At 37.0% G+C, this 26,032-nt stretch carries 26 protein-coding genes; 14 read left to right on the top strand and 12 right to left on the bottom strand.

The window, feature by feature from the left end; all coding sequences use genetic code 11:
• Positions 1-336: 336 nt before the first annotated feature.
• The 4 genes from ttcA to ACFIMW_RS04515 all read right to left on the bottom strand — a co-directional run bounded on the left by ttcA (position 337) and on the right by ACFIMW_RS04515 (position 3,922).
• Positions 337-1,212: a tRNA 2-thiocytidine(32) synthetase TtcA gene (gene ttcA / locus ACFIMW_RS04530; protein ID WP_375608354.1), complete on the bottom strand. Its 876-nt coding sequence runs from the start codon at positions 1,210-1,212 to the stop codon at positions 337-339.
• A 265-nt stretch (positions 1,213-1,477) separates the two neighbouring features.
• Positions 1,478-2,095: a 30S ribosomal protein S4 gene (gene rpsD, locus ACFIMW_RS04525; RefSeq protein ID WP_375606882.1), complete on the bottom strand. Its 618-nt coding sequence runs from the start codon at positions 2,093-2,095 to the stop codon at positions 1,478-1,480.
• 170 nt (positions 2,096-2,265) lie between these two features.
• Entirely contained in the window at positions 2,266-3,093 is an 828-nt protein-coding gene (murI, locus tag ACFIMW_RS04520; protein WP_375606883.1) for a glutamate racemase, read from the bottom strand.
• The gene (locus tag ACFIMW_RS04515) at positions 3,086-3,922 is read right to left on the bottom strand and encodes an RNA methyltransferase (protein WP_375606884.1); all 837 of its coding nucleotides are present in this window, start codon (positions 3,920-3,922) and stop codon (positions 3,086-3,088) included. The genes murI and ACFIMW_RS04515 overlap by 8 nt, the downstream gene beginning before the upstream one ends.
• Positions 3,923-4,189: 267 nt before the next feature.
• Between ACFIMW_RS04515 and sfsA the strand changes: the two genes are divergently transcribed.
• From sfsA to radC, 3 genes are read left to right on the top strand one after another with little or no spacing between them, the layout of a single operon-like run.
• Complete coding sequence (sfsA, locus tag ACFIMW_RS04510) at positions 4,190-4,906, top strand: DNA/RNA nuclease SfsA (protein WP_375608353.1); 717 nt, start codon at positions 4,190-4,192, stop codon at positions 4,904-4,906.
• Positions 4,899-5,729: a type I methionyl aminopeptidase gene (gene map, locus ACFIMW_RS04505; RefSeq protein WP_375606886.1), complete on the top strand. Its 831-nt coding sequence runs from the start codon at positions 4,899-4,901 to the stop codon at positions 5,727-5,729. The genes sfsA and map overlap by 8 nt, the downstream gene beginning before the upstream one ends.
• A gap of 17 nt (positions 5,730-5,746) precedes the next feature.
• Positions 5,747-6,541, top strand: coding sequence for a DNA repair protein RadC (gene radC, locus ACFIMW_RS04500; protein WP_375608352.1), 795 nt, complete (start codon positions 5,747-5,749; stop codon positions 6,539-6,541).
• Between the two features lie 45 nt (positions 6,542-6,586).
• On the opposite strand, the gene ACFIMW_RS04495 is transcribed toward radC, so the two are convergent.
• The 4 genes from ACFIMW_RS04495 to ACFIMW_RS04480 form a co-directional block, all read right to left on the bottom strand.
• The gene (locus ACFIMW_RS04495; protein WP_375606888.1) at positions 6,587-6,799 is read right to left on the bottom strand and encodes a DUF3126 family protein; all 213 of its coding nucleotides are present in this window, start codon (positions 6,797-6,799) and stop codon (positions 6,587-6,589) included.
• A gap of 608 nt (positions 6,800-7,407) precedes the next feature.
• Complete coding sequence (locus ACFIMW_RS04490; protein ID WP_375608351.1) at positions 7,408-8,181, bottom strand: alpha/beta fold hydrolase; 774 nt, start codon at positions 8,179-8,181, stop codon at positions 7,408-7,410.
• The gene (locus ACFIMW_RS04485; RefSeq protein ID WP_375608350.1) at positions 8,178-8,690 is read right to left on the bottom strand and encodes a DUF192 domain-containing protein; all 513 of its coding nucleotides are present in this window, start codon (positions 8,688-8,690) and stop codon (positions 8,178-8,180) included. Before ACFIMW_RS04485 ends, ACFIMW_RS04490 begins: the two co-directional genes overlap by 4 nt.
• Positions 8,691-8,951: 261 nt before the next feature.
• Positions 8,952-9,527 (bottom strand): cold-shock protein, encoded by a 576-nt coding sequence (locus tag ACFIMW_RS04480; RefSeq protein ID WP_375606891.1) that lies wholly within the window; start codon positions 9,525-9,527, stop codon positions 8,952-8,954.
• 325 nt (positions 9,528-9,852) lie between these two features.
• Between ACFIMW_RS04480 and ACFIMW_RS04475 the strand changes: the two genes are divergently transcribed.
• The 5 genes from ACFIMW_RS04475 to ACFIMW_RS04455 all read left to right on the top strand — a co-directional run bounded on the left by ACFIMW_RS04475 (position 9,853) and on the right by ACFIMW_RS04455 (position 14,710).
• Positions 9,853-10,986 (top strand): ABC transporter substrate-binding protein, encoded by a 1,134-nt coding sequence (locus ACFIMW_RS04475; RefSeq protein ID WP_375606892.1) that lies wholly within the window; start codon positions 9,853-9,855, stop codon positions 10,984-10,986.
• Between the two features lie 113 nt (positions 10,987-11,099).
• Complete coding sequence (locus ACFIMW_RS04470; RefSeq protein ID WP_375606893.1) at positions 11,100-12,176, top strand: branched-chain amino acid ABC transporter permease; 1,077 nt, start codon at positions 11,100-11,102, stop codon at positions 12,174-12,176.
• On the top strand, positions 12,176-13,234 hold the full coding sequence (locus tag ACFIMW_RS04465; protein ID WP_375606894.1) for a branched-chain amino acid ABC transporter permease: 1,059 nt from the start codon (positions 12,176-12,178) through the stop codon (positions 13,232-13,234). Before ACFIMW_RS04470 ends, ACFIMW_RS04465 begins: the two co-directional genes overlap by 1 nt.
• On the top strand, positions 13,231-14,013 hold the full coding sequence (locus ACFIMW_RS04460) for an ABC transporter ATP-binding protein (protein WP_375606895.1): 783 nt from the start codon (positions 13,231-13,233) through the stop codon (positions 14,011-14,013). Before ACFIMW_RS04465 ends, ACFIMW_RS04460 begins: the two co-directional genes overlap by 4 nt.
• Entirely contained in the window at positions 14,000-14,710 is a 711-nt protein-coding gene (locus tag ACFIMW_RS04455) for an ABC transporter ATP-binding protein (RefSeq protein ID WP_375606896.1), read from the top strand. The genes ACFIMW_RS04460 and ACFIMW_RS04455 overlap by 14 nt, the downstream gene beginning before the upstream one ends.
• A gap of 88 nt (positions 14,711-14,798) precedes the next feature.
• On the opposite strand, the gene gatA is transcribed toward ACFIMW_RS04455, so the two are convergent.
• Both gatA and gatC read right to left on the bottom strand, forming a co-directional pair.
• Complete coding sequence (gene gatA, locus ACFIMW_RS04450) at positions 14,799-16,286, bottom strand: Asp-tRNA(Asn)/Glu-tRNA(Gln) amidotransferase subunit GatA (protein WP_375608349.1); 1,488 nt, start codon at positions 16,284-16,286, stop codon at positions 14,799-14,801.
• A 31-nt stretch (positions 16,287-16,317) separates the two neighbouring features.
• Positions 16,318-16,605 carry an Asp-tRNA(Asn)/Glu-tRNA(Gln) amidotransferase subunit GatC gene (gene gatC, locus ACFIMW_RS04445; protein ID WP_375606898.1) on the bottom strand — a complete coding sequence of 96 codons (288 nt, stop codon included), beginning with the start codon at positions 16,603-16,605 and terminating at the stop codon, positions 16,318-16,320.
• Between the two features lie 147 nt (positions 16,606-16,752).
• On the opposite strand from gatC, the gene ruvX reads away from it, so the two are divergent.
• Entirely contained in the window at positions 16,753-17,232 is a 480-nt protein-coding gene (ruvX, locus tag ACFIMW_RS04440) for a Holliday junction resolvase RuvX (RefSeq protein ID WP_375606899.1), read from the top strand.
• Here ruvX and ACFIMW_RS04435 read toward each other — a convergent pair.
• Entirely contained in the window at positions 17,217-18,836 is a 1,620-nt protein-coding gene (locus ACFIMW_RS04435) for an acyl-CoA dehydrogenase family protein (protein WP_375606900.1), read from the bottom strand. The two genes, ruvX and ACFIMW_RS04435, sit on opposite strands and share 16 nt — an antisense overlap.
• Before the next feature lie 125 nt (positions 18,837-18,961).
• Between ACFIMW_RS04435 and ACFIMW_RS04430 the strand changes: the two genes are divergently transcribed.
• Genes ACFIMW_RS04430 through dprA form a run of 4 tightly spaced genes read left to right on the top strand, consistent with a single transcriptional unit; the run spans position 18,962 to position 23,058 of the window.
• Positions 18,962-19,927, top strand: a complete 966-nt coding sequence (locus ACFIMW_RS04430; protein ID WP_375608348.1) for an aspartate carbamoyltransferase catalytic subunit — start codon at positions 18,962-18,964, stop codon at positions 19,925-19,927.
• Complete coding sequence (locus tag ACFIMW_RS04425; RefSeq protein ID WP_375606902.1) at positions 19,924-21,225, top strand: dihydroorotase; 1,302 nt, start codon at positions 19,924-19,926, stop codon at positions 21,223-21,225. The genes ACFIMW_RS04430 and ACFIMW_RS04425 overlap by 4 nt, the downstream gene beginning before the upstream one ends.
• Before the next feature lie 11 nt (positions 21,226-21,236).
• Positions 21,237-21,869 (top strand): glycerol-3-phosphate 1-O-acyltransferase PlsY, encoded by a 633-nt coding sequence (gene plsY, locus ACFIMW_RS04420; RefSeq protein ID WP_375606903.1) that lies wholly within the window; start codon positions 21,237-21,239, stop codon positions 21,867-21,869.
• The gene (dprA, locus tag ACFIMW_RS04415; protein ID WP_375608347.1) at positions 21,826-23,058 is read left to right on the top strand and encodes a DNA-processing protein DprA; all 1,233 of its coding nucleotides are present in this window, start codon (positions 21,826-21,828) and stop codon (positions 23,056-23,058) included. The genes plsY and dprA overlap by 44 nt, the downstream gene beginning before the upstream one ends.
• Here dprA and ACFIMW_RS04410 read toward each other — a convergent pair.
• Complete coding sequence (locus ACFIMW_RS04410) at positions 22,988-23,194, bottom strand: hypothetical protein (RefSeq protein WP_005773510.1); 207 nt, start codon at positions 23,192-23,194, stop codon at positions 22,988-22,990. The genes dprA and ACFIMW_RS04410 overlap by 71 nt on opposite strands.
• 264 nt (positions 23,195-23,458) lie before the next feature.
• On the opposite strand from ACFIMW_RS04410, the gene topA reads away from it, so the two are divergent.
• Complete coding sequence (gene topA / locus ACFIMW_RS04405; protein WP_375608346.1) at positions 23,459-26,032, top strand: type I DNA topoisomerase; 2,574 nt, start codon at positions 23,459-23,461, stop codon at positions 26,030-26,032.

The following is a 26,032-nucleotide window of genomic DNA, read 5'->3' as shown; positions in this document are numbered from 1 at the left end:
GAGCTTTAAATGACGGTGACGGCGGCGCAAAAGAATAAAATCCACAAGGTTTCCCATTTTTAATTAACAAAAGAGCAAATCGACAGCCGTATTATTTTTTCATTTTTCATATTACGACAGTCATTGGTTAGTGAAAGGAAACTTTTTTCAAGAGTGTTTTATGCACACAAGAATTTCCTTTGTGATATGCAAACGGATGTTTTTTATGGATGCAATATAAGAGAATTTGAAACAAAACAATCTGACGATATTTAAATGAAAAAAATAAATTATCATTATAAATAAGTCTCTTATCTTAAACTCTTTAAACTTATTTTTTTTAATATCTAATTTTTATTAACACGTTTTAAAATCAAAGAATTTCTTATCAAGCAAATGACTTGGGCGCACATTTGTTAAAGCGCGAATCATCGTATCTTTACGTCCTGGCATTTGTTTTTCAATGTTTTTCAGCATTTCTTTCATTGCATTACGTTGTAACCCATCTTGACTGCCGCAAAGATTACAAGGAATAATTGGGAATTGCATTGCTTGAGAAAATTTTTCCATATCTTCTTCAGCAGCATAGACAAGAGGACGTAATACAAAAAGATCACCTTCATCATTTTTAAGTTTTCCAGGCATAGCGGCTAATCGACCACCATGAAACAAATTCATGAAAAACGTTTCCAAAACATCATCACGATGATGACCTAAAACTAATGCAGAACAGCCCTCCTCACGTGCAATGCGATAGAGATTTCCTCGTCGTAAACGAGAACAAAGGGAACAATATGTCTGCGTCTTTGCCAATTTATCTGTAACAATGGAATAAGTATCCTGATATTCAATACGATAGGGAATTTTATAAGAACTTAAAAAGTCTGGAAGAATATGTTTCGGGAATCCTGGTTGTCCTTGATCAAGATTACAAGCAAGAATTTCAATGGGTAAAAGACCACGCCATTTTAAGTCTAAAAGAAGCGCTAATAAACCATAAGAGTCTTTTCCACCCGATAAAGCGACAAGCCATTTTTTTCCCGTAGAGAGCATAGAAAAATCATCCAAAGCCTGCCGCATATGACGCAAAAGCCGTTTGCGCAATTTATTAAATTCTACGCTGGAAGGAGCAACCCGAAATATTGGATGACATTCATCTGCTTCTCTTTCCAAAAGATCATCTCTCTCTTCGTTTTCCTCTATTGTTTGATATTCAACTGAAACATCATTCATAATACCATATCCTGCACAAGTAATAGCTCGTTTTGCAAAGACAGAAACAAATATAAAGTAAACTTACATTTATGTTTTTTGAATTTATAAAATTAGATACATAAAAAAGAAATGGAACTATATAAGTTTATCGCTCTAAAACATAGCAATAAACTTAATATAGAACCATTCACAAAAAACACTTGTTAACTTCAAAGATTATAAAAAACACACTATTTTGAAGTTATAATCACAGAAAGAGGAAAACATGTTTCCTCATAAAAATTTATCGAGAATAAAATTCAACAACCAAATTAGGTTCCATTTGCACAGCATAAGGAACATCTGCAAAAGCAGGAATACGTGTAAAGGTTGCTTTCATCTGTTTATGATCAGCTTCAATATAATCAGGGACATCACGTTCTGCCAATTGTACTGCTTCTAAAACTAAAACAAGTTGTTTTGATTTTTCCCGAACCTCAATAACATCACCAGGCTTACAACGATAAGATTGAATATTTGTACGCCGCCCATTTACGTTAACATGACCGTGGTTGATAAATTGACGAGAAGCAAAAATTGTAGGTACAAATTTTGCGCGATAGACGACAGCATCCAAACGTGACTCTAACAGACCGATAAGATTTTCACCAGTATCACCCCGTCGACGAGCGGCTTCTTCATAAGTTTTATGAAATTGCTTTTCTGAAATATCTCCATAAAACCCTTTCAGCTTTTGTTTAGCGCGCAACTGCACCCCATAGTCAGAAAGTTTTCCTTTACGACGCTGTCCATGCTGACCTGGACCATAATCACGACGATTGACGGGAGATTTTGGACGACCCCAAATATTTTCTCCCATACGACGGTCAATTTTATACTTTGTTGTTTCGCGTTTACTCATCGCATTTCCTTTAAAATAAAACACAAGATCTTAAGACCCCAAGGAAACGCGCCCTCCTCTGCCTTTAAATACTAAAGACTGACAGAATACCTTAACATATCAATATGCAAAGTTATCCACGGGACACGTCAATTAATGCCATTTTCTTGAAAGAAAAAGCTGGAACAATTTTATTGATCTCGTATCCCAAAGTCAACTCTTTTCATGAGTTTTAAGCCAAATCCTTTTAATAAACGCTCCGTTGAAGAAGTGACCTTTTTTGATGTTAGCAACACAAAATCTTGATATTTCTTTACAGGTTGCTGCTGTATTTTTTCCGACAATGGCAATAATGATCTGGTATGTTTAGCGATAGCCTTTGCTGGATCAATCCATTTAACGGACCATAAAGCTTGTTCACGAAAGAAGCTAATCAAAAAAGGATAATGTGTGCAGGCTAAAACAATAATATCAGTATATTTGCCATTTTTTTCCACAAAACATGGAAGGATTTCTTTCTTTATCTCTTTCGAATCGATAGATTTTCCCCGTAAATAATTTTCAGCAAATCCAGCAAGCTTTTCACTTCCCACAAGCTGAACATGACACTGTCCAGCAAAAGAGTTGATTAATTCATTTGTATAAGCACGTTTAACTGTTCCAGGGGTTGCTAATACGGAAATAAAACCAGATTTCGTCTGTTCAGCAGCTAATTTAATTGCAGGAACCGTTCCTACAAAAGGAACATGAGGAAAATTTTGTCGTAAATCTGCCATCATCAGTGTAGAAACAGTATTGCAAGCAATGACACATAAGGCGGGATTATAACGTGTTAAAAGATTTGTAAAAATCTTTAAAATATGGTCTTTCAAAACATTTTCTTCCCAATTGCCATAAGGGAATCCCGCATCATCAGCCACATAAATAAATTGCCTTTCAGGGATAAGAACACGCACTTCCCTTAAGACAGTTAAACCACCAATACCACTATCAAAAAAAAGAACAGGCTGTTCATCCATCAGTTTTCACACTTGTTTGTAATTTTTTACGGTCGCGCTCTTTAGGTGCTCCACTTCCCCGTGGATATTGTGGTGAAAAATAATCCAGTGAAGATATAACGCCCCGCAATAAACGAACCTCAGGTTCACTAAAGTTAGCACGCGTAAAAACAGAGCGTAAATTTGCAAGCATCACTTCTTTGCGTTCTGGGGGTCTAAAATATCCACGAATATCCAAAGCCTCTTCTAACTGAGATAAAAAACCATGAAATATTGTTTTATTTGCAGGTTCCATCTCTGCGGCACGAAATGCCGTATCGCTGACATTCTCTAGACCTGTTTTCATCCATTCGTAAGACATTAAAAGAACCGCTTGCGCAATATTGAGAGATGCAAAAGCAGGATTAACTGGAAAAGTGATGATTTCATCAACAAGGCTGATTTCATCATTTTCTAGTCCCCATCTCTCTCTTCCAAAGACAATACCTGTCTTATGTCCGATACTTTCACGCTGACGTAATACGCTTGCTGCTTCGACAGCACTTTTTACAGTTTTAAATCCACATCTTTCACGCGCTGTTGTGGCAAAAACATAGTGTAAATCTGCAATTGAATCACGCAATGTATCAAAAATCACAGCGTTGTTAATGACATGATCAGCTTTACTTGCAGCAGCTCTAGCTTTTTCATTTGGAAACATTTCTCGAGGATTGACTAATCGAAGCTTAGAAAGCCCAAAATTTGCCATTGCCCTTGCGACCATACCAATATTTTCAGGAAGCTGCGGTTCAACTAAAATAATAACGGGACCATTTGTTAAATTTTCACGATTCTTATTCGTTCCTGCCATCAATACTCCCTAATTGCACTTACTTATGCTCCATTCGTTGTTTTTTTAAAAGCAATCTTCTTCAAAGTACACCAATGCTTGTTAATAATAAATTTTAAAAGCCATTCAAAGTAGACTATGGAGTTTATACAATTTATATAAGATATCGTAACTTATATAAGATATCGTAACATTTTTTACATTAATTTTATCTTGTTTAGTAGGTGACAACTCCTACCCATCATAATCTCAGTTGAATTATGAAATCATAAATCCTAAAAAAGGAATATGTATTTTATTCCCAAACTTTTTCCTGCAAAGCTTATCCGTCGTTATAAACGTTTTCTTGCGGATGTTAAACAAGATGATCAACATGTTTTCACCGTGTCGGTCCCTAATACAGGATCAATGCTTGGATTAACAGCTTCCAACTCCAATATTTGGCTTTCATATCATAACAACAGCAAGCGAAAATATGCCTATCAATTAGAAATTGTTGAAACCGATAATACTTTGGTTGGCATTAATACCACTTTACCCAATAAACTTGCACTAGAAGCAATTCAAAACGAATTACTACCAGAATTAAGTGGGTATAAAACAATCTTAAAAGAACAACGCTATGGGACACAATCACGAATTGACTTTCTTTTACGTGATGACATTCTTCTTGATTGTTACCTAGAAGTTAAAAATGTTCATTTTATTCGTCAAAAAGGATTAGCAGAATTTCCTGATACAGAAACAAAACGTGGTGCACGTCACCTTGAAGAACTTATAGGGGTTGTACAACAAGGAAAACGAGCAGCTATGCTTTATATTATTCAACGAGAAGATTGCTCAGCTTTTACAATTTGTCATGATCTTGATCCACTCTATGGACGTAAGTTTGATTTAGCATTAAAATCAGGAGTAGAATGTTATGCTGTAAAGTGTCATGTAAGTGTAGAAGGCATTTTTCCGATTCAGAGAGTAAAAATAGAAAACAGAAGAAACAATGACTGAGTATATTGAATATAATGAAATACCTTTAAAATTTAATGGAAAAATCCGCATTTTTGATGATTATGCTTTTGCGAAAATGCGTGAAGTTGGTCGTATTGCTGCAGAATGCCTTGATGCGCTTACGGATATTATTAAGCCAGGCGTTACTACGCAAGAAATTGATGATTTTGTATTCATTTTTGGTGCTAAGCGAGGAGCTCTTCCTGCTGATTTAAATTATCATGGATACAGCCATTCATGCTGTACATCCATCAATCACGTTGTTTGTCATGGTATTCCCAATAAAAGACCCTTGCAAGAAGGCGATATTGTGAATGTTGATGTAACCTTTATCCTTGATGGTTGGCATGGAGATTCAAGTCGAATGTATCCTGTTGGAAAAATCAGACGTGCTGCAGAACGCCTTTTACAAATAACCTATGAAAGTCTTATGAAAGGAATTGCTGTTGTTAAGCCTGGAGCAACCACAGGTGATATTGGTGCTGCTATTCAACAGTATGCAGAATCTGAACGGTGCTCAATTGTGAGAGATTTTTGCGGACATGGTATCGGTCAGCTTTTTCATGATGCACCCAATATCCTCCATTATGGAAACCCTGGAGAAGGAGTCGAATTAAAACAAGGTATGATGTTTACAATTGAGCCTATGATTAACCTTGGTAAGCCACAAGTTAAGATTTTATCTGATGGTTGGACTGCCGTTACCCGCGACCGCTCTTTGACAGCACAATATGAACATACAATTGGTGTCACAAATGAGGGGTGTGAAATATTTACACAATCTCCTAAAAATATTTTTTATATTCCCAATTCGTATACCTAATGCACTGTAGAGATGTTATGGCTAAAAAATTAAATCAAAAGGAAGATATTCAAAGTAATCACTTTGCATTAACATCAAGTTTTCCACTCATCCCAGTATCTGATAGAAAAAGTAAAGAGCCTGAGAAAAACACACAGCTTCATAAACATTATCAAGGACATCGTGAACGTCTTCGGAAACGCTATTTAAAGTCAAAAGGAAATGCAATTGAAGATTATGAATATCTTGAATTATTGCTTTTTCGCACAATCCCCCGCGCAAATACAAAACCCATAGCTAAAAATTTGATAGCACGTTTTGGTTCATTAGCTGATGTATTGGGAGCTGATATTCACCGGCTTCAAGAAGTTCAAGGATGTGGTCCCGCAACTGCAATTGATTTAAAAATTATCTCAGATGTTGCTGGACGTCTTGCTCGTGCACAATTATTTAAACGCGATATTTTTTCATCATGGGATAAAGTGTTAGCTTATTGTAAAGCTGTTATGGCTCACGAAACCCGTGAACAATTTCGTATTTTATTTCTTGATAAGAAAAACGGCTTACTTGCTGATGAGGTGCAACAAACTGGAACTATTGATCATACCCCTGTGTATCCTCGTGAAGTTATTTCTCGAGCTTTAGAGTTATCCGCATCAGGATTGATTTTAGTCCACAATCACCCTTCTGGCGATTCCACACCATCTGACGCAGATATAACAATGACATACAGATTAAAAGACGCAGCAAATGCATTAGGCATTACTATCCACGATCACCTTATTATCGCACGAAATAACCACACGAGCTTTAAAGCATTAAAGCTTATATAAACCTTATAGGATGAAAAAAGGCTTCATTCAACAATGAATAACGAATCAATTTTCTAAATCAATATCTAATATAGCCATTGAAAAATTATAGGACAGCTCATCTTCATCTTCATCTCGATAAATAATACCTAAAAACTCATCCCCCATATAAACCTCACAAGAATCATCTTTCTTAGGCCGTGCTTTGACGTGCAATGCTGAGTTTTGGAATATATTTTTTAAATAATTATTAAGTTTTTTTATTTCATCAGCATTCACTATACTCTCCTATTTTTTGAGACAATTAAAACAATTGCGTGTCATGCAAATAAGACACACCTATGATTCTATAAAGTTAGTAAAAAAGCTTAATCTGAATATTCACTTAATATTACATATATTTACACTGCTTTTTATACATTCATAAAAAACTTCTACAAAAGGAATCCTCATTATTAAATATACCCGTATAAATTAAAAAACGGCAGAAAATTGTATATTTTTAATAATTTTACTTTATTTCTAATTTTAGCATCTGCATTTACAGATTCCTATTCGGGAGAAAAATTGATCAACCATTTATAGTTTTGTTCCTTCTATAAAAAATTCAAAGAACAAAACTTTTTTATTTAAAGCTACAGTTTTTAGCAAAAAACATTATTATATCATTAAAAAATAATTCTTTTTAACGACTTTTTAAAGTAGATATTGTCTAACCTTAGAAGAATTACATCTCTAAAAAATATACAAAATAAGCTAATAAGAGTTCATTTTTCTCTCCATTTTTATAAGAATTCATTTCATAATGGGAAATTTTTAAATAAGCTTTCAGTTTATATAGAAGAATATTAGGTATTTTTGTAAATACTAAAACCTATGAAGAATGCTTATTTTATAGGATAACGAGAAAGAAAATCGATAACTCCTTTTTTATAAACTTTATCGCCTACAGCAAGCATATGATCACGACCAGGAATTGATAAAGCTTCACCATAAGGCAACAAGGCTGCTAATGGCTCTGCAGCGCCACCAATTTCATCTAATGAACCAACGGCAACAAGTGCAGGTTGTTCGATTTTGTAAATTTCAGATGCCGTTAACTCCTGTTTTGATGTGATAATACAAGCAGCCAGAGCACGTCTATCGCTTTTCGTTTGATCAGCAAATTTACGGAACATTAAACCGCGCGTATTGGTAATGGTAGAAATATCTTCCGCTAAAAGAGCTTCAGCCACAGGCTCCCAATTTCCTGCTCCCGTTACCATACCAATACCTAAACCACCAAAAATAACGCTGTTCACATATGTTGGATGCAAAAGAGCCATAAAAGCACTAATACGAGCTCCCATAGAATATCCCATAACATGGGCTTTAGATAACTCTAAATGCTGTAGTAACTTTATCGCATCACCAGCCATAGCTTGAGGTGTATAAAAAGCAGGATCATAACTTTTAACTGAATCTCCGTGACCGCGATTATCAAGAGCAATAACACGATATCCTGCTTCCGTGAGAATACGAAACCAACCTGTCGCATACCAATTCACCCGTGCAGAAGATCCAAAACCATGGATCAACAAAACAGGAGCGCCTTGCCCTTCTTCTCGATAAGCAAATCGCAAACCATCATATTCAAAAAAACGAATATCTTCAGCGGTCATTTTTTATTGCACTTTCCACAAAGTACAGGATGAATAACACGTTGCCCTTTTTGTATCTGTTTTTCAGAAACTTCACCAGCATTAATTTCAAGTGCAAAAGTTGCAGGAACTCCTGAGGAAATAGTGTTTGTTGAAAATGGAGAAGTATTTTCAATAATCGATACAATAATTCCCTCAGAGTTTAAAAAAATCATATCTAAAGGTAAAGGTGTATTTGCCATCCACATAAAAAACTTCTGCTCATCTCCCGATAGATAACCTTTTTGCTGCTTAAAGAGCATTGCACGATCGCGTGGAAAATCAGTCCGATACATTAAACCAGCTGCTGCTTGAGATGGTGTAAAAGCAAGCTCTACCTTATAATAAATCGCACCTTGCTTTGTATGTATTTCTAAAGGAATTGGATGAACGGGAATCTCTATGGGCTTCTTTGCTAAAACAACATGCACGTTTAACATAAAAAGTATCGCCAATAAAATGATATGCTCTTTTTTAAAAGGCTTTAACATTCTTGTCTCCACCACAGAAAAATTTCAAACTTTGTTTCTAAAATAAAAAGTGCTAAAAAATCAAAAAAAAGAGAGCTGTTTCATTGTTTTTCTCTATTTTTTCTCAACACAATAGGAGCAATTTTTCCATTTGGTTTATCGATTCACGAGAGTCATATTTTCTTGAAATATATTTACCTCTCTAGCTTTTTATGCAATAATTACCTTTAAAAAACACAGAAAACATACTGATTTTACTAGTGAAATTCAATGCACAATAATTTAATGCGTAGAAAAAGGAATACCTATATCTGGATAAATTTCTGCTGTCATTAAACCTTTTTCCCCTTTTCCAAAACGCACAAGAACAACTTGGCCCGAACGAAGCTCTGCTAAACCAAAACGGCGCAACGTCTCCATATGAATAAAAATATCTTCTGTTCCTTGTCCACGGCTAAGAAAACCGAAACCTTTATCACGATTAAACCATTTAACAATTGCACGTTCTAGGCCACTTTCTGGAGTCACAACAACATGGGTACGGGCTGGAACTTCTGATGGGTGAACAGCTGAAGAACAATCTATGGATTTCACCTGAACGCACTTTAATCCTCGTTCAGTTTTTTCCACAGCACAAATAACTTTAGCTCCTTCCATCGCTGTTTGAAAACCATCCCGTCGCATTACTGTAACATGCAATAATATATCGGGAAAATGAGGTAAATCAGGTACAATAAATCCATACCCCTTACTACCATCAAACCACTTAATGACACCACTTATTTCAATAATCTCTCCACAAGCACCTATACTCTCCTCAGATAGGGAACAATCCTTTAATGCATCCTTACTCGTCATAATAACGTGATCCTGTAGCTTTTATAAATTGTACGATATTGATTCTCTAAGTTTAAGTAAACATTGCTCTTGTACCAACACGCAAGTCCCAAGATAAGATTTCCCCATATTGTCGTATCTTCTATGTTAACATCAGAGAATATCAACATGAATATTTATAAAACTATTTGATTGTACGCTTTATATATCTTACAAGGAATGCCCTACAAAAGAGATCATATAAAAGGTTTTTTTACATAATGATATTTTCATTAATGTGTAACTTGCATGATGAAGAAGTTCAATATAAGGTGCAAAAACGACAATTCAATTAAGGAAAATGCGCATGCAATTGAAAAAAATCCTTACGACAATCACAGCATTCATGGCATTTACAGCAAATGTGTATGCAAGTGAACCTATCAAAATTGGTGTTTATCTTCCATTAAGTGGTCAAAATGCATTTGGAGGTCAGCTTGAAATTAGAGGTATAGAATTAGCCCATAAAAAAGTTCCAGAAATTTTAGGCCGTAAAGTGGAACTTGTTATTATTGATAATAAGTCTGATAAAGTAGAAGCAGCTAATGCTGTTATGCGTTTAACAGCAAGTGAAAAAGTGAGTGGAATCATTGGCAGCTATGGCTCTTCGCTTTCGTTGGCAGGTGGTGAAATATCTGAAAAAGCAAAGACTCCAACCATTGCAACGTCCTCAACGAGTCCCCTTGTTACACAGGGTAAAAAATATTACTTTCGCGCTTGCTTTATTGATTCCTATCAAGGAGTAGGAATCGCAACTTATGTAAGCCAAACTTTACACGCAAAAAAAGCTGCTATCCTCAAAGATATTTCAAACGATTATGCTATTGGTCTTGCAAGTTATTTTACACGTGCTTTCAAAAAATTAGGTGGTGAAGTTATCTCAAATTTAAACTATAATTCCGGAGATCAGGATTTTTCAGCTGTTCTTACGCAAATTATTGCACAAAAACCTGATATTTTATTCATTCCATCTTATTTTTCTGAAGGTGCTATCATCATGAAACAAGCACGAGAATTAGGAGCGAAGTTTCAAATTATGGGTGGAGATGCTATGGATAATCCAGAAACCATTACGATTGCAGGAAAAGCGGCAGAAGGTTTCTTACATACAACACTTCCCTATAGTGAGGATATGCCAAATATGTCAGTAGCTGCGCAAGAATTCACAAAAGAATGGAGAGAAGCTTACCCTGACAAAGAGCCAAATATCAATTCTGTTTTAGGGTACACGAGTTATATGATGTTTATGAAGGCTATTGAAAATGCAGGTAGCGCTGATCGTGAAAAAATTACTATCGCACTTAGCAAATTAAAAGATTTTCCAACCCCCTTTGGTGATATGTCCATGGATGAAAATCATAATCCTAAAATTCCTATTGGTATCATTAAAATACAGGATGGAAAACGTGTTTATTTAGAAGAAGTTAAACCTGCTTTTTAATTAAGAAGTTTTACTAATGAAAATACAAGAATTGGTTGAGGATCTTTTCTCAACCAAAAACTTAAAGGTTTCTTGTTGTCTTATGTAAATTAACAAATGTGGAAGGATGAGAGATGAGCACTGAAATGTTCATCCAGTATTTTTTTAATGCACTGGCATTGGGATCTCTTTATGGACTTATCGCTATTGGTTATACTATGGTCTACGGTATACTGAGACTCATTAATTTTGCTCACGGTGATATTTTTATGCTGGGAGCATATTTTGTTTTCTTTTCCACAATTGGCTTTATGCCTGCTTGGGCAGCCCTTCTTCTTTTGTTCCTCGCTGCTCTTGTTTATTATTCGGTCTTTGTAGGGTTTAAAAGGCGTCCTCCAATTTATTGGATTGCTGTTTTTTTAATTCTTGCTTTAGGGTTTGTTTATTACTTTAAAATTTCTCCACAGGATTTCACTCCGATTTGGGTTTTAGCGCTTTGTTTTTCCATTTTTATTACAAGTGCAGTGGGTGTTACTGTTGATCAACTTGCCTATAAACCTCTACGCCATGCTCCACGTATCTCGGCATTGATCGGTGCGATCGGTGTTTCTTTTTTTATTGAAAATCTTGCTACTGTACTCTTTAGTGGTATTCCGAAAGGTGTAAAACAACCAGATTTTCTTGTAACACCATTTTTATGGCATCTAGGATCAGACGCAGATGGTATCATTAGAATTGCTCCTATGTCTCTGATTGTTCCCGTTGTGTCATTAATTCTTATTGTATTACTGTTATGGATTATCCATAAAACGAAACCGGGTCTTGCTATGCGTGCAATCTCCCATGATATTGAAACGACGCGTTTGATGGGTGTATCTGTTAATAAAGTCATTGCATTTACATTTGGAATAGGCTCAGCACTTGCCGCTATATCAGGCATTATGTGGTCTTTGCGCTATCCTCAAATTCAGCCTTATATGGGTGTTCTTCCTGGTCTCAAAGCATTTATCGCTGCTGTTATCGGAGGGATTGGTTCGATACCAGGAGCAATGTTGGGAGGATTGTTATTAGGGTTTATTGAAATTATGATTATCGCATTTTTCCCCGCGCTATCTGGATATCGAGATGCCTTCGCTTTCATTTTATTGATTCTGATTTTATTGATATTGCCCACAGGATTAATGGGTAAAAAAAGTCAGGAGAAAATCTAATGGCAAAGTCAGTGACAACTATTTTATCGTGTATAAGTGTTTTAGTTCTCATAGGTTTTTTATTTTATGCTGATAGCCATTTTAATGACTATACGCTTCGTATCATAAATCTGATTGCTATTAATGCGATACTGGCAATTTCGCTTAATTTGATTTATGGTTTTACAGGTATGTTTTCTCTTGGACATGCTGGCTTTATGGCTATTGGTGCTTATGTCTGCGCAATTTTACTGCTTTCTCCTGAACAAAAAGAGATGATGTGGATTCTTGAGCCTATCGCTGAACCATTGTATCATCTGCAATTACCTTTTTTCATTGCTGTTGTTGTAAGTGGTTTGTGTGCCGCAGTTGTAGGTTTATTGATTGCTTTGCCAATATTGCGTCTTGGTGGTGATTATCTTGGAATTGCAACATTGGGTTTTGCAGAAATTATTCGCATTGTCATTACAAATGCAACATCGCTCACAAATGGCTCTTTAGGAATCAAAGGAATACCTCAAAATGCAACATTATGGTGGAACTATGGTTGGCTAGCATTCACAGTTCTCTTTATTGTTCTCTTACTGCGAAGCAATACTGGTAATGTATTACGTGCTATTCGTGATGATGAAATAGCTGCGAAAACTATGGGAATTAACGCTTTTTTCTACCGTAGTTTTTCTTTTACTGTTGGAGCGTTTTTTGCAGGTATAGGTGGAGCATTAATGGCTGCTCTTATTTCAACCATTGATCCCAAAATGTTTAATTTTCTTCTCACTTTTAATATTTTGATGATTGTTGTTGCTGGTGGTTTGGGTTCAATTACAGGGAGTATTATTGGTAGCATTGTTATTACAGTTATGCTTGAATGGCTTCGTATTATTGAAAGTCCATTTGACTTAGGTTTTATACATATTCCAGAAACACCAGGACTTCGTATGGTTGTTTTTTCTCTTTTATTGCTGGTAATTATCTTGTTTTGGAGAAAAGGCTTGATGGGACAACGTGAATTCTCATGGAATGGAATTTATAGCTTTCTGATACGCAAAAAACTTTCTAATACTGAGGGAAATCTATGAACGACACCATCCTTTCACTCAACGAGATCGTCATGCGTTTTGGCGGATTAGTTGCTGTAAATAATATTAATATGGCAATTAAACGAGGAAGTATTACTGGATTAATTGGTCCCAATGGTGCTGGAAAAACAACAGTTTTCAATATGATTTCGGGATTTTATGCCCCTACGAGCGGTATTATTCTTTTTGATGAGCAAAAAATTTCTGGAGCACCTCCTTATATTATCTGCAGACGCCATATCGCCCGAACATTTCAAAATATTCGTCTTTTTTCAGGGTTAACGGTTTTGCAAAATGTTATGGTGGGGGCGCATGTTCGACAAAAATATCCTTGGTTTTCTTCAGCTCTATTTTTTTCAAAAGCAATGAAAGAAAAAAAAGAAATTTATAAAAACTCCATGGAGCTTCTTGAACGGCTACAACTTGATCACCTTGCCAATCAATCGGCAACAGCTTTACCTTATGGTGTGCAGCGACGTCTAGAAATTGCACGTGCGTTAGCCACAAAGCCCAAATTGCTTCTTCTTGATGAACCTGTTGCTGGCATGAATCCACAAGAAAGCGAAGATCTTAAAGAATTTATAACAAAAGTGCAAAAAGACTTTGATCTTACAATTCTTCTTATCGAGCATGATATGAAAGTGGTTATGGGACTTTGCCAACATATTTTAGTCATGGAACATGGCTGTTGCATTGCCAATGGTACACCAGATGAAATTCGTAATAACCCTAAAGTTATTGAAGCTTATCTTGGCGGAGATGTGTATGGATATTCTTAAAATAAAAAATCTTCACGTTCATTATGGTGCCATTAAAGCTGTCCAAGATCTTTCTATGTCCATAAAAAAAGGAAGTATTGTCACTTTAATTGGCGCCAATGGTGCAGGAAAAAGCAGTATTGTACGTTCTATTACAGGACTTAATCGCTCTGTGTATGGAGAAATTACCTATAATGGCAAATCAATTATTAAAAAGTCACCAGAAGAGATTTTGCGTTTAGGGATTGCTCTCAGTCCTGAAGGGCGTCGTATTATGCCTCATCTCACTGTTTTAGAGAATCTCCATCTAGGTGCTTATATCCGTCATGATAAACAGGGAATTTCTCGTGATATTGAATGGATATTTGATCTTTTTCCGCGCCTACGTGAAAGATCAAAACAGTTGGGAGGAACAATGTCAGGTGGGGAACAACAAATGGTTGCTGTAGGCCGCGCACTCATGAGCAATCCTGATATGGTCATATTAGATGAACCGTCGTTGGGATTAGCGCCCCTTCTCGTTCGGGAAATTTTTTCAATTATCCGAAAAATTAATGATATGGGAAAAACTGTTCTTCTTATTGAGCAAAATGCATTTGCTGCACTTTCCATAGCTGACTATGCTTATATTTTAGAGGTAGGGCATATTTTATTTCACGGTGAAGGTAAAGCTATGCTTTCTGATCCACGTGTTAAAGAAGCCTATCTTGGTGGATAAAGGCTACAAATTAAGGAAATAAAGTTCTCCCCTCCTCCTTTTAAAAAAGCATCTCTCTATTTAATGAGAAATGCCTTTTTGCGCTTAACTATGATATCCACCATTTTTCTGCACAGTATACTCCTGCTGCTTGTTCAATAATGTGCGCTATCTGAAAAATAACTTCCTCAGAAAAAGGTTTACCAATCAATTGCAGTCCTAACGGTAAACCATTTGATGACAGACCAGCAGGAACAGAAATTCCTGGTAAACCAGCCATATTAACTGGTACCGTAAAAATATCATTAAGATACATTGCGACAGCATCATTTTTTATTTTTTCATCAGCAATACCAAAAGCAGGTGTTGGTGTTGCTGGTGTCAAAATAGCATCAATGCCTGAAGCAAAACATTGGTCAAAATCACGCTTTACGAGTGTTCTTACTTTTTGAGCTCTTAAATAACAGGCATCATAATACCCAGATGAAAGAACATAAGTTCCAACCAGAATGCGCCGTTTGACTTCATCTCCAAAACCAACAGAACGCGTATTTTCATACATCTCAATGATGTCTTTTCCAGGCATGCGCAAACCAAAACGCACACCATCATAACGCGCTAAATTAGAAGAGGCTTCTGCAGGAGCGATAATGTAATAAGAAGGTAGAGCATATTTTGTATGGGGCAAAGAAATATCTTTAATCTCAGCACCTGCTTCTTTTAACCAATTTATTCCTTTTTGCCAAAGCTCAATAATTTCTGGAGACATTCCATCTACATGATATTCTTTTGGAATACCGATTTTCATTCCTTTGATTGATTGACCAAGATAACTTTCATAATCAGGAACTGGTAAATTGACGGAAGTAGAATCTTTTTCATCAAAAGAGGCCATTGATCTTAGTAAAATAGCACAATCACGAACATCTCTAGCAACAGGTCCAGCTTGATCAAGAGATGAAGCAAACGCAACAACGCCCCATCGCGAACAACGTCCATAAGTTGGCTTTATTCCTACAGTTCCAGTAAAAGCTGCGGGTTGACGTATTGAGCCACCTGTATCGGTTGCAGTTGCACCAGCACAAATTTGTGCCGCAACAGCGGCTGCAGAACCACCTGAAGAACCACCGGGTACGAGTTTTTCATTTGAGCCTTTTTTTTTCCATGGATTAATAACGGGACCATAATATGATGTTTCGTTGGATGAGCCCATAGCAAACTCATCCATATTAAGTTTTCCTAACATCACAGCACCATCTTGCCATAAATTAGCCGTGACAGTTGATTCATAGTGCGGTTTAAAACCATCAAGGATATTTGAACAGGCTTGAGTATGAACACCATAGGTTGCAAAAAGATCTTTAATCCCCAAGGGAATTCCTTCCAAAAGCCCTTCCTGCCCTCTCGCTAAGCGACTGTCTGATTCAGCAGCCATTTTCATTGCCTGTTCTGCTGTTATTGTTACATAAGCATTCAAAATTGGATTAGCTGATTCTATTGCTTGTAAATAAGCTTCCGTTAATTCTGTTGCTTTGAGATTTTTCTTTATTAAAGCATCACGAGCTTGCGCAATTGTGAGAGTTGTTAAATCAGTCATATTGGTTCTCAAATTTCAAAAATATAAAAAGTTACTCAACAATTTTTGAGACAAGAAAAAAATTTTCTTCTGTAACAGGGGCATTGGCTACAATATCTGCTGCTTTATCGCCATCTGTAACACTATCTTCACGCATTCGTAGAGTCATCGGCATCACAGAAGTTAATGGCTCAACTCCACTGACATCAACTTCATTCAATTGCTCTACAAAACCTAAAATAGCATTGAATTTTTTTGTCACAGGTTCTATCTCATCATCGTGGAGAGCAATCCTTGCTAAATGTGCTATCCGCTTGACTGTCTCTTGATCAACAGACATACTCTTTACGCCTTTCTGCTTTTTTGTTTATTTATTGATCTTTATTCTGGCTATACAAGGCTGCACTTGTAAGTGCAAGAATATTAGATAACATGAATAAAGAATATAACTATAGATCTGAAACATTAAAAAACGTATTATACCTTTATGACTGTTATTAATATAGATGAAGTTATAACACATCTTTTGCCTAGACAAACGATAGCAGGCTTAGATTTAGGGACAAAAACGATCGGAATTGCGATTTCTGATAGGGGGTTGATTGTCTCAAATCCGCGTCCTGTATTACAGCGAAAAAAATTTACAGAAGATGCTTACACACTTATTAAAATTTTTGACCGTGAAAATGTAGGTGTTATTATCATTGGTTTACCTCTTAACATGAATGGAAGCAGTGGCTCTCGTGTTCAAGCAACCAGAGCTTTTGTGAGCAATATGAAAGCTTATACAAAAATTCCATTTGTTTTTTGGGACGAACGTTTATCAACAATTGCTGCAGAACGGTCTCTTTTAGAAATGAATGTATCGCGCGCTAAAAGAGTAAGCCGTATTGATTCGGCAGCCGCCGCTTTTATATTGCAAGGTGCTCTCAATAGAATTCAAAACTTTCATCATATGGAAGGATAGAGGACATTGAGCAAATGCCCTGCATTATATCGCGCAATGAGCATCCCGTAAGAAGATCTCCATTGTCCCCCAAGGCGGCTTTCCATATAGGCATTCGCAACATGTTCTATGTCCGTAGAACGTAATGCTGCTGCTGCTGCTGCATAAGCTACTTGTTCAACAAAAAATCTTCCTGCACCTTCATTTGCTGATGCCATATCACCTGCTGATTTAATAATTTCAATTGCTCGGGGTCCCGCTGGTCCAATATCAAGAGCAATTTTTTCCAACAATTTCTGAAACAATCCCGGTGCTTTTTCACCAATAAGGATGGCATCCTTTACCAATTGATTAGCAGAACTATTTCTCACAATTCGCGCAGGCCCATTATGCAACATTTGTGATAATGGATTATTCTCTATAAAACTTTCAATACCAAGTTGTGCAATAATTTCACCAATAATAGGCACAACCAATTGACTTACATGATAAGCAATAATAGGTGTCATAATGCGGGCAAAAGCTGCTTCAGAACGGTCATTTGCTGCATTGTCAAATGCTCTTGCTAAACGCAAAACCAATGCTTGTGAGGCAGCTATATCTAATGCAATATCTGCAAAAATACGTTCTGTCAGTGGAGGTAAAGGCTGATTGGGCATTTTTTTCCGGAAAAAATCCATACCAAATTGAAGAGCCGCTCGTAAAACACCTGCCGATATGACAGATTGATCGAAACGCATCATCGTCTCGATATCTTTAATAACTTTAAGCCCTTCTCCAGCATTTCCCAAAAGCCAGCCATAACTGCCTTGGAAGTCGACAACCCCCTCTGGTGTTAAAAGTTCTCCAGAACGCTGAATTAAATGACGAATCGATATAGATCCATTTAATGCGCCATTTTCTTGTATGCGTGGAATAAAAAAACAACTTAAATGACCATCTAAATCTGCACTAACAAGATATCCGTCAGCGGTAGGATTAATAACGTTGGTTTTTACAACATTTAAACGATATAGATCACGTTCCATACTTTCATCGAAAGAAATTTTCTTAACACTTGGAAAATTGAAAGCGTATTTTTCAATATCGTCAAATGCACAAGTTAGAGAAGCAGCCTTTTTATGATGAATAGGCTTTGATGAGGAATCATATTGGCGTGATAAAAGGACATGTTGCCATTTTTTGAAGAGCTCAATATCACTAATTAAAACAGCAATAGCTGCACTCGTTATGATAACTTCATTCAAATGTCCTGTTTCTAAACCAGCAGATAAAGCTAAACGAATCGCACGCGCTTGATAGCGTACTCCATTTTCTGAGCTCGTATTTTCCCAAAGCGAGGTAACCAAACCTGCTTGTCTAGAATATTGTTGAAGAGCTTGATAGGAAGAATGGATCTCTAATCTTTCTGTTGGTTGCCCCCATTCATCATTATAGCATAGTAAAGGCTTATAATGATTCGCTAAGCAAGAAAGTTTCCATGCTTCTCGACTCGCGGCAAAATCCCCTATTTCTTCAAAACTTGCTAACAAAAACTTAGGCAAAGTAGAAGCAATACGAAACATAAGCGTATCGCTAAGAAATGTATTTTTTCGACGAGTATTTTGCGCAGATACAGCACTCATAGGTATATTCCTACATTCAAATCATTCATATCATAGACTATTTGTCTTTTTAGAGTTAAGAAACATTTATCATATTCAAACAAATGCTTGTTTAACCTGTTTAGAGAGAGATAAAGAAGAATGCTATGATGCAAGATAATTTTTTTCCACTTTTCCCTCATCAACATCTTTTAGCTATTAAAGATCTAAGTGTACAAGATCTTAATACATTGCTTGATCGTGCAGAAGCAAATGTTATCCTTTCTAACAAAATTGATAAAATAAAATCTACTTTGCATGGACGGACTCAAATTAATCTCTTTTTTGAAGCCTCTACGCGAACACAATCTTCTTTTGAATTAGCGGGTAAAAGGCTAGGTGCACACGTGATGAGTCTTGCGATCGGCAACTCATCTGTAAAAAAAGGAGAAACATTACTTGATACAGCTATAACTCTCAATGCGATGAAGCCAGATATACTGGTTTTTCGCCATAACAGTGCAGGAGCGGCAGCTTTATTAGCACAAAAAGTTGATTGTTGTGTTATTAATGCAGGTGATGGTGCTCATGAACATCCAACCCAAGCTTTATTAGATGCTCTAACCATTAAAAGGACAAAAGGTCGTATTGAAGGATTAACTGTTGCGATTTGCGGAGATATCTTACACTCACGTGTTGCCCGTTCCAATATCCTGTGTCTCAATGCTTTGGGTGCTCGTGTTCGTGCTGTTGCTCCTTCAACACTCTTACCCGCAGAAATCGCTCATATGAGTGTTGAGGTTTTTAACACGATGAAAGAAGGTCTTAAAAATGCTGACGTTATCATGATGTTGCGCTTACAGCATGAACGGATGACAGGATCTTTTATTCCTTCTACGCGTGAATATTTCCATTATTTTGGCTTACATAAAGAAAATTTAGCCTATGCCAAAAATGATTCTATTATTCTGCACCCTGGACCAATAAACCGTGGTGTGGAGATTGCATCCGATATAGCAGATGGACCACAAAGTATGATTCATACACAAGTAGAAATGGGAATTGCAGTGCGTATGGCTGTCATGGAGGCTCTATTAGATTCACGCGCAAAGATCAGTGGAGAAAAAAAATGATAAAACCAGTTGTTTTTCAAAATGCTCGTATTATTGATCCTTCGCGCGCAATCGATGAAATTGGTACAGTTATTATTGAAAATGGACGAATTATAGCCGCTGGAAAAGAGGCTCTGAATCAAGGATTTCCTGAAGAAGCAGAAGTTATTAACGCACAAAACAAAGCAATTCTCCCTGGACTTGTTGATGCGCGCGTTTTTGTTGGAGAATTAGGGAATGAACATTGTGAAACAATTGCATCAGCAAGTCAAGCGGCCGCAGCAGGTGGTATTACTTCCTTTTTGATGATGCCAGACACGCACCCAGTCATTGATAATATTGCTCTGATTAAATTTATTACGCATACAGCACAGGAAATGTCATCGGTCAATATTTATCCTGTTGCTGCCATCACACAAGGTTTCAATGGACAAGAAATAACTGAATTTGGTTTGCTCAAGGATGCAGGGGCTGTTGCTTTTAGTGAAGGAAAAAAAACACTTCAAAATTCATCTGTTATGCGACGGGCAATGAGTTATGCACGCGATTTTGATGTTCCATTGATGCATGAAACGCAAGATAAAGATCTTACAGGGCAAGGTGTGATGAATGAAGGACTGCTTGCCAGTTGGCTTGGTCTTTCTGGCATCCCACGCGAAGCAGAAGTTATCCCACTTGAAAGAGATCTGCGATTAGCAGTATTAACGCAAACACGCTATCATGCTGCTCAAATATCGACAGCACTCTCTGCTGATGCACTTCGTTTAGGTAAAAAACGCAGTGAGAAAATTTCAGCGGGTGTATCTATTAATCATTTATCTTTCAATGAAAATGACATTGGTGAATATCGCACCTCTTTTCGCTTAATGCCCCCATTGCGTACAGAAGAAGACCGTATAGCAATGATTGAAGCAATAAAGGATGGGACTATAGATGTTGTTGTCTCTTCTCATGATCCTCAGAGTATTGACAAAAAACATTTACCATTTAATGACGCGGCAGTTGGCGCTATTGGTATGGAGACCTTATTGAGCGCAGCTTTACGCCTCTATCATGATGAGAGCTTATCTCTTCTACGGATAACGGAACTTTTGTCAACGGCGCCTGCAAAGCTCTTTGGACTCAATGCAGGAACACTCAAAAAAGGTACTCATGCAGACCTTATTGTGGTTGATCTTGAAGAACCATGGGTTGTTTCAAAAGAGAAGCTCTATTCACATTCAAAAAATACCCCTTTTGAGAATGCACGTTTTCAAGGACGCGTGCTCCAGACTTTTGTGAAAGGGAAAAACGTTTTTAAACTTGATCAACAAACTTAATGAGATTCTTAATGAATGAAGCAGAAATATTTTTTCAGTTCACTCCATGGTTTATTTTCCTCATATCTTATCTCATTGGCTCGATTCCATTTGGGCTTCTTTTTACGAAATTGTTCAAATTTGGTGATATAAGAACAATCGGTTCCGGCAATATTGGAGCAACAAATGTTTTACGAACAGGAAATAAAAAGCTTGCTGCTCTAACACTTCTTTGTGATATGTTAAAAGGAACTATCGTTGTTTTCGTTACAAAATTTTTTAGTGATCCGCTAGACAATAGTATTCTTATTTCTCTAGCAGGCTTTTTTGTTTTCTTAGGACATCTTTTCCCCGTATGGCTTAAATTTAAAGGCGGCAAAGGTGTTGCTACCTATCTAGGGGTGTGCTTAGGAATCTATTGGCCTGCAGCAATTATTTTTATTATTGTATGGAGTGCGATTTTTCTTCTCATGCGTTATTCTTCATTATCTGCGCTTATTGCTGTTACGATCACACCGGTATTTGTTTTTTATTTTTCCGCTTCTTATTTCTGTTGTATGCTGATTATGATGAGCATATTTGTTTTCATAAAACATTATGCAAATATCGGTAGATTATTAATTGGGGAAGAAAATAAGATTGGTACGAAAAACGGAGATAAATAAAGGAATCCTGCTTACTGATCGTCAACGTCTAAGCTGGTTACGGTTATTGCGCAGTGAAAATATTGGAGCTGTTAGTTTTCGCAATCTCATTGATCATTATAAAACAGCAGAAAATGCTCTGGCAGCGCTGTCAGAGCTTAGTAGAAAAGGTGGTGGTTCTGTATCTATTAAAATAGCAAGCTTAGAAGATGCAGAAAAAGAAATGCAAGAAGCTGAAAGATTAGATGTCCGGTTTATCGGTATAGGAGAACCAGATTATCCAGCTTTTCTTAAGGTTACAGAAGCTCCTCCGCCGCTTATTGCTATCAAAGGTAATGTTGCAATTTTTCAAAAAACTTCTATTGGAATTATAGGTTCTCGAAATGCTTCAGCTGCGGGAAAAAAGCTTACGGCTCAATTTGCGCGTTTTCTCGGAGAAGCAGACTTTGTAACAATTTCTGGGCTTGCTCGTGGAATTGATAGTGTTGCGCATCAAGCAAGTTTAAAAACAGGAACTGTTGCAGTCATGGCTGGAGGAATTGATCATATCTATCCTCCTGAAAATAAAAAGTTGCATGAAGATATTATTGCCAACGGTGGAGCCATCATCAGCGAAATGCCCATTTCTTGGCAGCCGCGTGCTATCGATTTTCCAAGAAGAAACCGTATTATTGCAGCTTTGTCACTTGGTCTCTTGGTTGTAGAGGCAGCCCTGCGCTCAGGGTCCTTAATTACCGCACGTCAAGCAGCTGAAATGGGACGGTTAATTTTTGCCATTCCCGGTTCTCCACTTGATCCAAGATCTGTTGGTACCAACAATCTTATCAAAGACGGAGCTCTACTCACCACACATCCTTCTGACATCATAGAAACACTTACGCCATTAATTTCACCGCTTCCAAATTCCCAACTCAATTTTTTTGAGGAACCATCCTCTTTACAACTTGAAAAGGAGAATTTTAATTTAGCAGATAAAAAAAACAACAGCCTCTCTTTAGCAGATGATGATGCAGCACGCGCAGCAGTTCTCTCCGCTCTTTCAACAACGCCAATCGATTTAGACACACTCAGTATCCACTCAGGTGTTTCACTCCCAGCTCTCTACCTCTTGTTGGTAGAACTCGACCTTGCTGGAAAGCTTATTCGACACTCTGGTGGTTGTGTGTCATTGTCGAATCTTGATCTTCCCCAAGAGCCTCAGCACTATTAATAATGCTTTGCCCTTCTTTGGCAACCATATCCAAAAGCAATGCTAAAAGCGGACTGTGCGCCTGACGCGCCATCTGATTCATTTGCTTTGACATGTCTGTAATATATTGGATAACTTTTAAATGATTTATAAACATAATCCTCTATCCTTGAGCATTTCCCCTCCTACCTCTCAATAGACGTTATTTTAGTATTTCGCCGTATGTTTTTGTAATAACAGTGGAAAATAAATCGTGTAATTCTATATAGGGTGTACTCTAATAATGACAATCATAAGTTGTACAATATTCATGTTTTTTATATGGCTAATATTTTTTTATGTGCTCTTAAGTAATTGGCATTAGCTATTCGCGTGAAAGGCGTTTATAAAAAAATTTTTATTTCAATATTTGGGTAAAATTATGAATATCGTTATCGTTGAATCTCCAGCAAAAGCAAAAACAATTAATAAATATCTTGGGTCTCAATACAAAGTTGTCGCATCATTTGGACATGTTCGTGATTTGCCTGCAAAAGATGGTTCTGTTTTACCGGATCAAGATTTTTCTATGAAATGGGATATAGATTCTGCTGCCGCTAAACGTTTAAATGAAATAGCAAAAGCTGTTAAAGAAGCCGATAGCCTTATATTAGCAACAGACCCTGATCGTGAAGGGGAAGCTATTTCATGGCATATTCTGGATGTTCTCCGTCAAAAAAAAGTTTTAAAAGATAAACCTATTAAAAGAGTTGTTTTCAATGCCATCACCAAAAAGTCTGTGCTTGATGCTATGAACAATCCACGTGATATTGATACATCGCTTGTAGATGCTTATCTTGCGCGTCGTGCTCTTGATTATCTCGTTGGTTTTACACTTTCACCTGTTTTATGGCGTAAACTTCCTGGTGCGCGTTCAGCAGGACGCGTTCAATCGGTTGCTTTGCGTATTATTTGTGATCGTGAATCAGAAATAGAACATTTTATCAAAGAAGATTATTGGTCCATTACAACACAGTTAAAAACCATCCGAAATGATAGTTTCCAAGCAAGATTGACAATGTTTAATCAAAGAAAAATAGGCAAGCTTGATATTCAATCTCAAGAACAAGCAGACCAAATTCGCTTTATGTTGGAGCAAGCCCAATACCATACACTCAGTGTTGAAGCAAAACCTACAAAGAGAAATCCTTTTCCTCCATTTACAACCTCCACACTACAACAAGCAGCTTCTTCAAAATTAGGATTTTCAGCTTCTCGCACTATGCAAATTGCCCAAAAGCTTTATGAAGGCATTGAAATTAACGGTGAAACGGCAGGGCTTATTACTTATATGCGTACCGATGGTGTGCAAATAGCACCTGAGGCTATTGATTCAGCAAGAAAAGTTATTCATGAAACTTTCGGAAGAGACTATATTCCTGAAAAGCCACGTTTTTATTCAACAAAGGCAAAAAATGCACAGGAAGCACACGAAGCGATCCGTCCAACAGATTTTCAACGCAATCCTAGTCAAGTCCGTAATTTTCTCGATAGCGATCAAGCAAAGCTCTATGAGCTAATATGGAAGCGTGCTATTGCCAGCCAAATGCGTTCTGCTGAAATTGAACGTACAACTGTTGAAATTGAAGCACAACAAGGAGAAAACCATGCAAATCTACGAGCAACAGGATCTGTTATTCGCTTTGATGGCTTTATTTCCGTCTACACGGATCAACGAGACGAAGAAAATAATGAAGAAAATGAATCAACACGTTTACCACAAATAAACACTGGTGAAGCACTGACAAAAGAAAAAGTTGAATCTATACAACATACCACAGAGCCCCCTTCTCGTTATTCTGAAGCTTCATTAATTAAAAAGCTTGAGGAGTTAGGAATTGGTCGTCCTTCAACTTATGCATCCACATTGGCGACATTGTGTGACCGTGGATATATTGTCATTGATAAACGAAAGCTTATTCCCGATGCTAAGGGACGTATTGTTACAGCCTTTCTTGAAAATTTTTTTAATCGCTATGTAGAATATGGTTTCACAGCAGATCTTGAAGAAAAGCTGGATCTTATCTCTGATGGCAAACTTTCTTGGAAAGACGTATTGCGAGATTTTTGGGATGGATTTAATGCATCTATTATCAATATCCAAGAACTCCGTATAACTAATGTTCTTGATGCTTTAAATGTAACATTAGCACCTCTCGCTTTTCCTGAACGCGAAGATGGAAGTGATGTACGTTCCTGTCCTCTTTGTAAAAATGGTCAATTATCATTAAAACTTGGGCGTTATGGTGCTTTTGTTGGTTGTTCCAATTATCCCGAATGTAAATACACACGCCAACTTGGTACAGATACTGGAGAAGAGAATGAAGCTATACGCAATGATGAACCTGTTATACTTGGTATTGACCCTGAAACAGGAAAAGAGATCTCTCTTCGTAATGGCCGCTTTGGTCCCTATATTCAACTTGGTGAAAGCAAAGAAGTTAAGCGTGCAGGACTACCAAAAGAATGGCAGGCAGAAAATGTAACCCTTGATAAAGCCTTGGCTTTACTATCCCTTCCCCGTGAAATTGGCATTCATCCTGAAACCGGAAAAACAATCACGGCTACGATTGGACGATATGGTCCCTATCTTAGCCATAACGGAAAATCTGCGCGCCTTCTTCATGCAGATGAAGTTTTTGATATTGGTATCAATCGCGCTGTTACAGTATTAGCAGAACAACAAGAAAACAAAACCAGGCAAAGCAGAACAACACCTGAAGCATTGGCAACATTAGGAGAGCATCCCGAAGGAGGAACCATTACCGTGCGCAACGGGCGTTATGGTCCTTATGTCAATTGGGGTAAAATTAATGCAACATTGCCAAAAGATAAAGATCCCATTAGTGTAACACTTCCAGAGGCACTAGAACTTATATCGGCTAAAGCATCGAGTAAAAAAACAACTTCAAAAAGAGCTTCTTCTAAAACAAAAGCAAAAATAAAAGAGATATAA

The organism is Bartonella sp. AC329YNZD (genome assembly GCF_042196685.1).
Lineage (GTDB): Bacteria > Pseudomonadota > Alphaproteobacteria > Rhizobiales > Rhizobiaceae > Bartonella.
Note: the sequence above shows the minus strand (reverse complement) of the source record. Positions and strands in the feature narration are given on the sequence as shown.

Excerpts from the sequence above, each read along its gene's own strand:
- ttcA (WP_375608354.1), bottom strand. The coding sequence starts at position 1,212 with ATGAATGATGTTTCAGTTGAATATCAAACAATAGAGGAAAACGAAGAG.
- rpsD (WP_375606882.1), bottom strand. The coding sequence starts at position 2,095 with ATGAGTAAACGCGAAACAACAAAGTATAAAATTGACCGTCGTATGGGA.
- murI (WP_375606883.1), bottom strand. The coding sequence starts at position 3,093 with ATGGATGAACAGCCTGTTCTTTTTTTTGATAGTGGTATTGGTGGTTTA.
- ACFIMW_RS04515 (WP_375606884.1), bottom strand. The coding sequence starts at position 3,922 with ATGGCAGGAACGAATAAGAATCGTGAAAATTTAACAAATGGTCCCGTT.
- sfsA (WP_375608353.1), top strand. The coding sequence starts at position 4,190 with ATGTATTTTATTCCCAAACTTTTTCCTGCAAAGCTTATCCGTCGTTAT.
- map (WP_375606886.1), top strand. The coding sequence starts at position 4,899 with ATGACTGAGTATATTGAATATAATGAAATACCTTTAAAATTTAATGGA.
- radC (WP_375608352.1), top strand. The coding sequence starts at position 5,747 with ATGGCTAAAAAATTAAATCAAAAGGAAGATATTCAAAGTAATCACTTT.
- ACFIMW_RS04490 (WP_375608351.1), bottom strand. The coding sequence starts at position 8,181 with ATGACCGCTGAAGATATTCGTTTTTTTGAATATGATGGTTTGCGATTT.
- ACFIMW_RS04485 (WP_375608350.1), bottom strand. The coding sequence starts at position 8,690 with ATGTTAAAGCCTTTTAAAAAAGAGCATATCATTTTATTGGCGATACTT.
- ACFIMW_RS04480 (WP_375606891.1), bottom strand. The coding sequence starts at position 9,527 with ATGACGAGTAAGGATGCATTAAAGGATTGTTCCCTATCTGAGGAGAGT.
- ACFIMW_RS04475 (WP_375606892.1), top strand. The coding sequence starts at position 9,853 with ATGCAATTGAAAAAAATCCTTACGACAATCACAGCATTCATGGCATTT.
- ACFIMW_RS04470 (WP_375606893.1), top strand. The coding sequence starts at position 11,100 with ATGAGCACTGAAATGTTCATCCAGTATTTTTTTAATGCACTGGCATTG.
- ACFIMW_RS04465 (WP_375606894.1), top strand. The coding sequence starts at position 12,176 with ATGGCAAAGTCAGTGACAACTATTTTATCGTGTATAAGTGTTTTAGTT.
- ACFIMW_RS04460 (WP_375606895.1), top strand. The coding sequence starts at position 13,231 with ATGAACGACACCATCCTTTCACTCAACGAGATCGTCATGCGTTTTGGC.
- ACFIMW_RS04455 (WP_375606896.1), top strand. The coding sequence starts at position 14,000 with ATGGATATTCTTAAAATAAAAAATCTTCACGTTCATTATGGTGCCATT.
- gatA (WP_375608349.1), bottom strand. The coding sequence starts at position 16,286 with ATGACTGATTTAACAACTCTCACAATTGCGCAAGCTCGTGATGCTTTA.
- gatC (WP_375606898.1), bottom strand. The coding sequence starts at position 16,605 with ATGTCTGTTGATCAAGAGACAGTCAAGCGGATAGCACATTTAGCAAGG.
- ruvX (WP_375606899.1), top strand. The coding sequence starts at position 16,753 with ATGACTGTTATTAATATAGATGAAGTTATAACACATCTTTTGCCTAGA.
- ACFIMW_RS04435 (WP_375606900.1), bottom strand. The coding sequence starts at position 18,836 with ATGAGTGCTGTATCTGCGCAAAATACTCGTCGAAAAAATACATTTCTT.
- ACFIMW_RS04430 (WP_375608348.1), top strand. The coding sequence starts at position 18,962 with ATGATGCAAGATAATTTTTTTCCACTTTTCCCTCATCAACATCTTTTA.
- ACFIMW_RS04425 (WP_375606902.1), top strand. The coding sequence starts at position 19,924 with ATGATAAAACCAGTTGTTTTTCAAAATGCTCGTATTATTGATCCTTCG.
- plsY (WP_375606903.1), top strand. The coding sequence starts at position 21,237 with ATGAATGAAGCAGAAATATTTTTTCAGTTCACTCCATGGTTTATTTTC.
- ACFIMW_RS04410 (WP_005773510.1), bottom strand. The coding sequence starts at position 23,194 with ATGTTTATAAATCATTTAAAAGTTATCCAATATATTACAGACATGTCA.
- topA (WP_375608346.1), top strand. The coding sequence starts at position 23,459 with ATGAATATCGTTATCGTTGAATCTCCAGCAAAAGCAAAAACAATTAAT.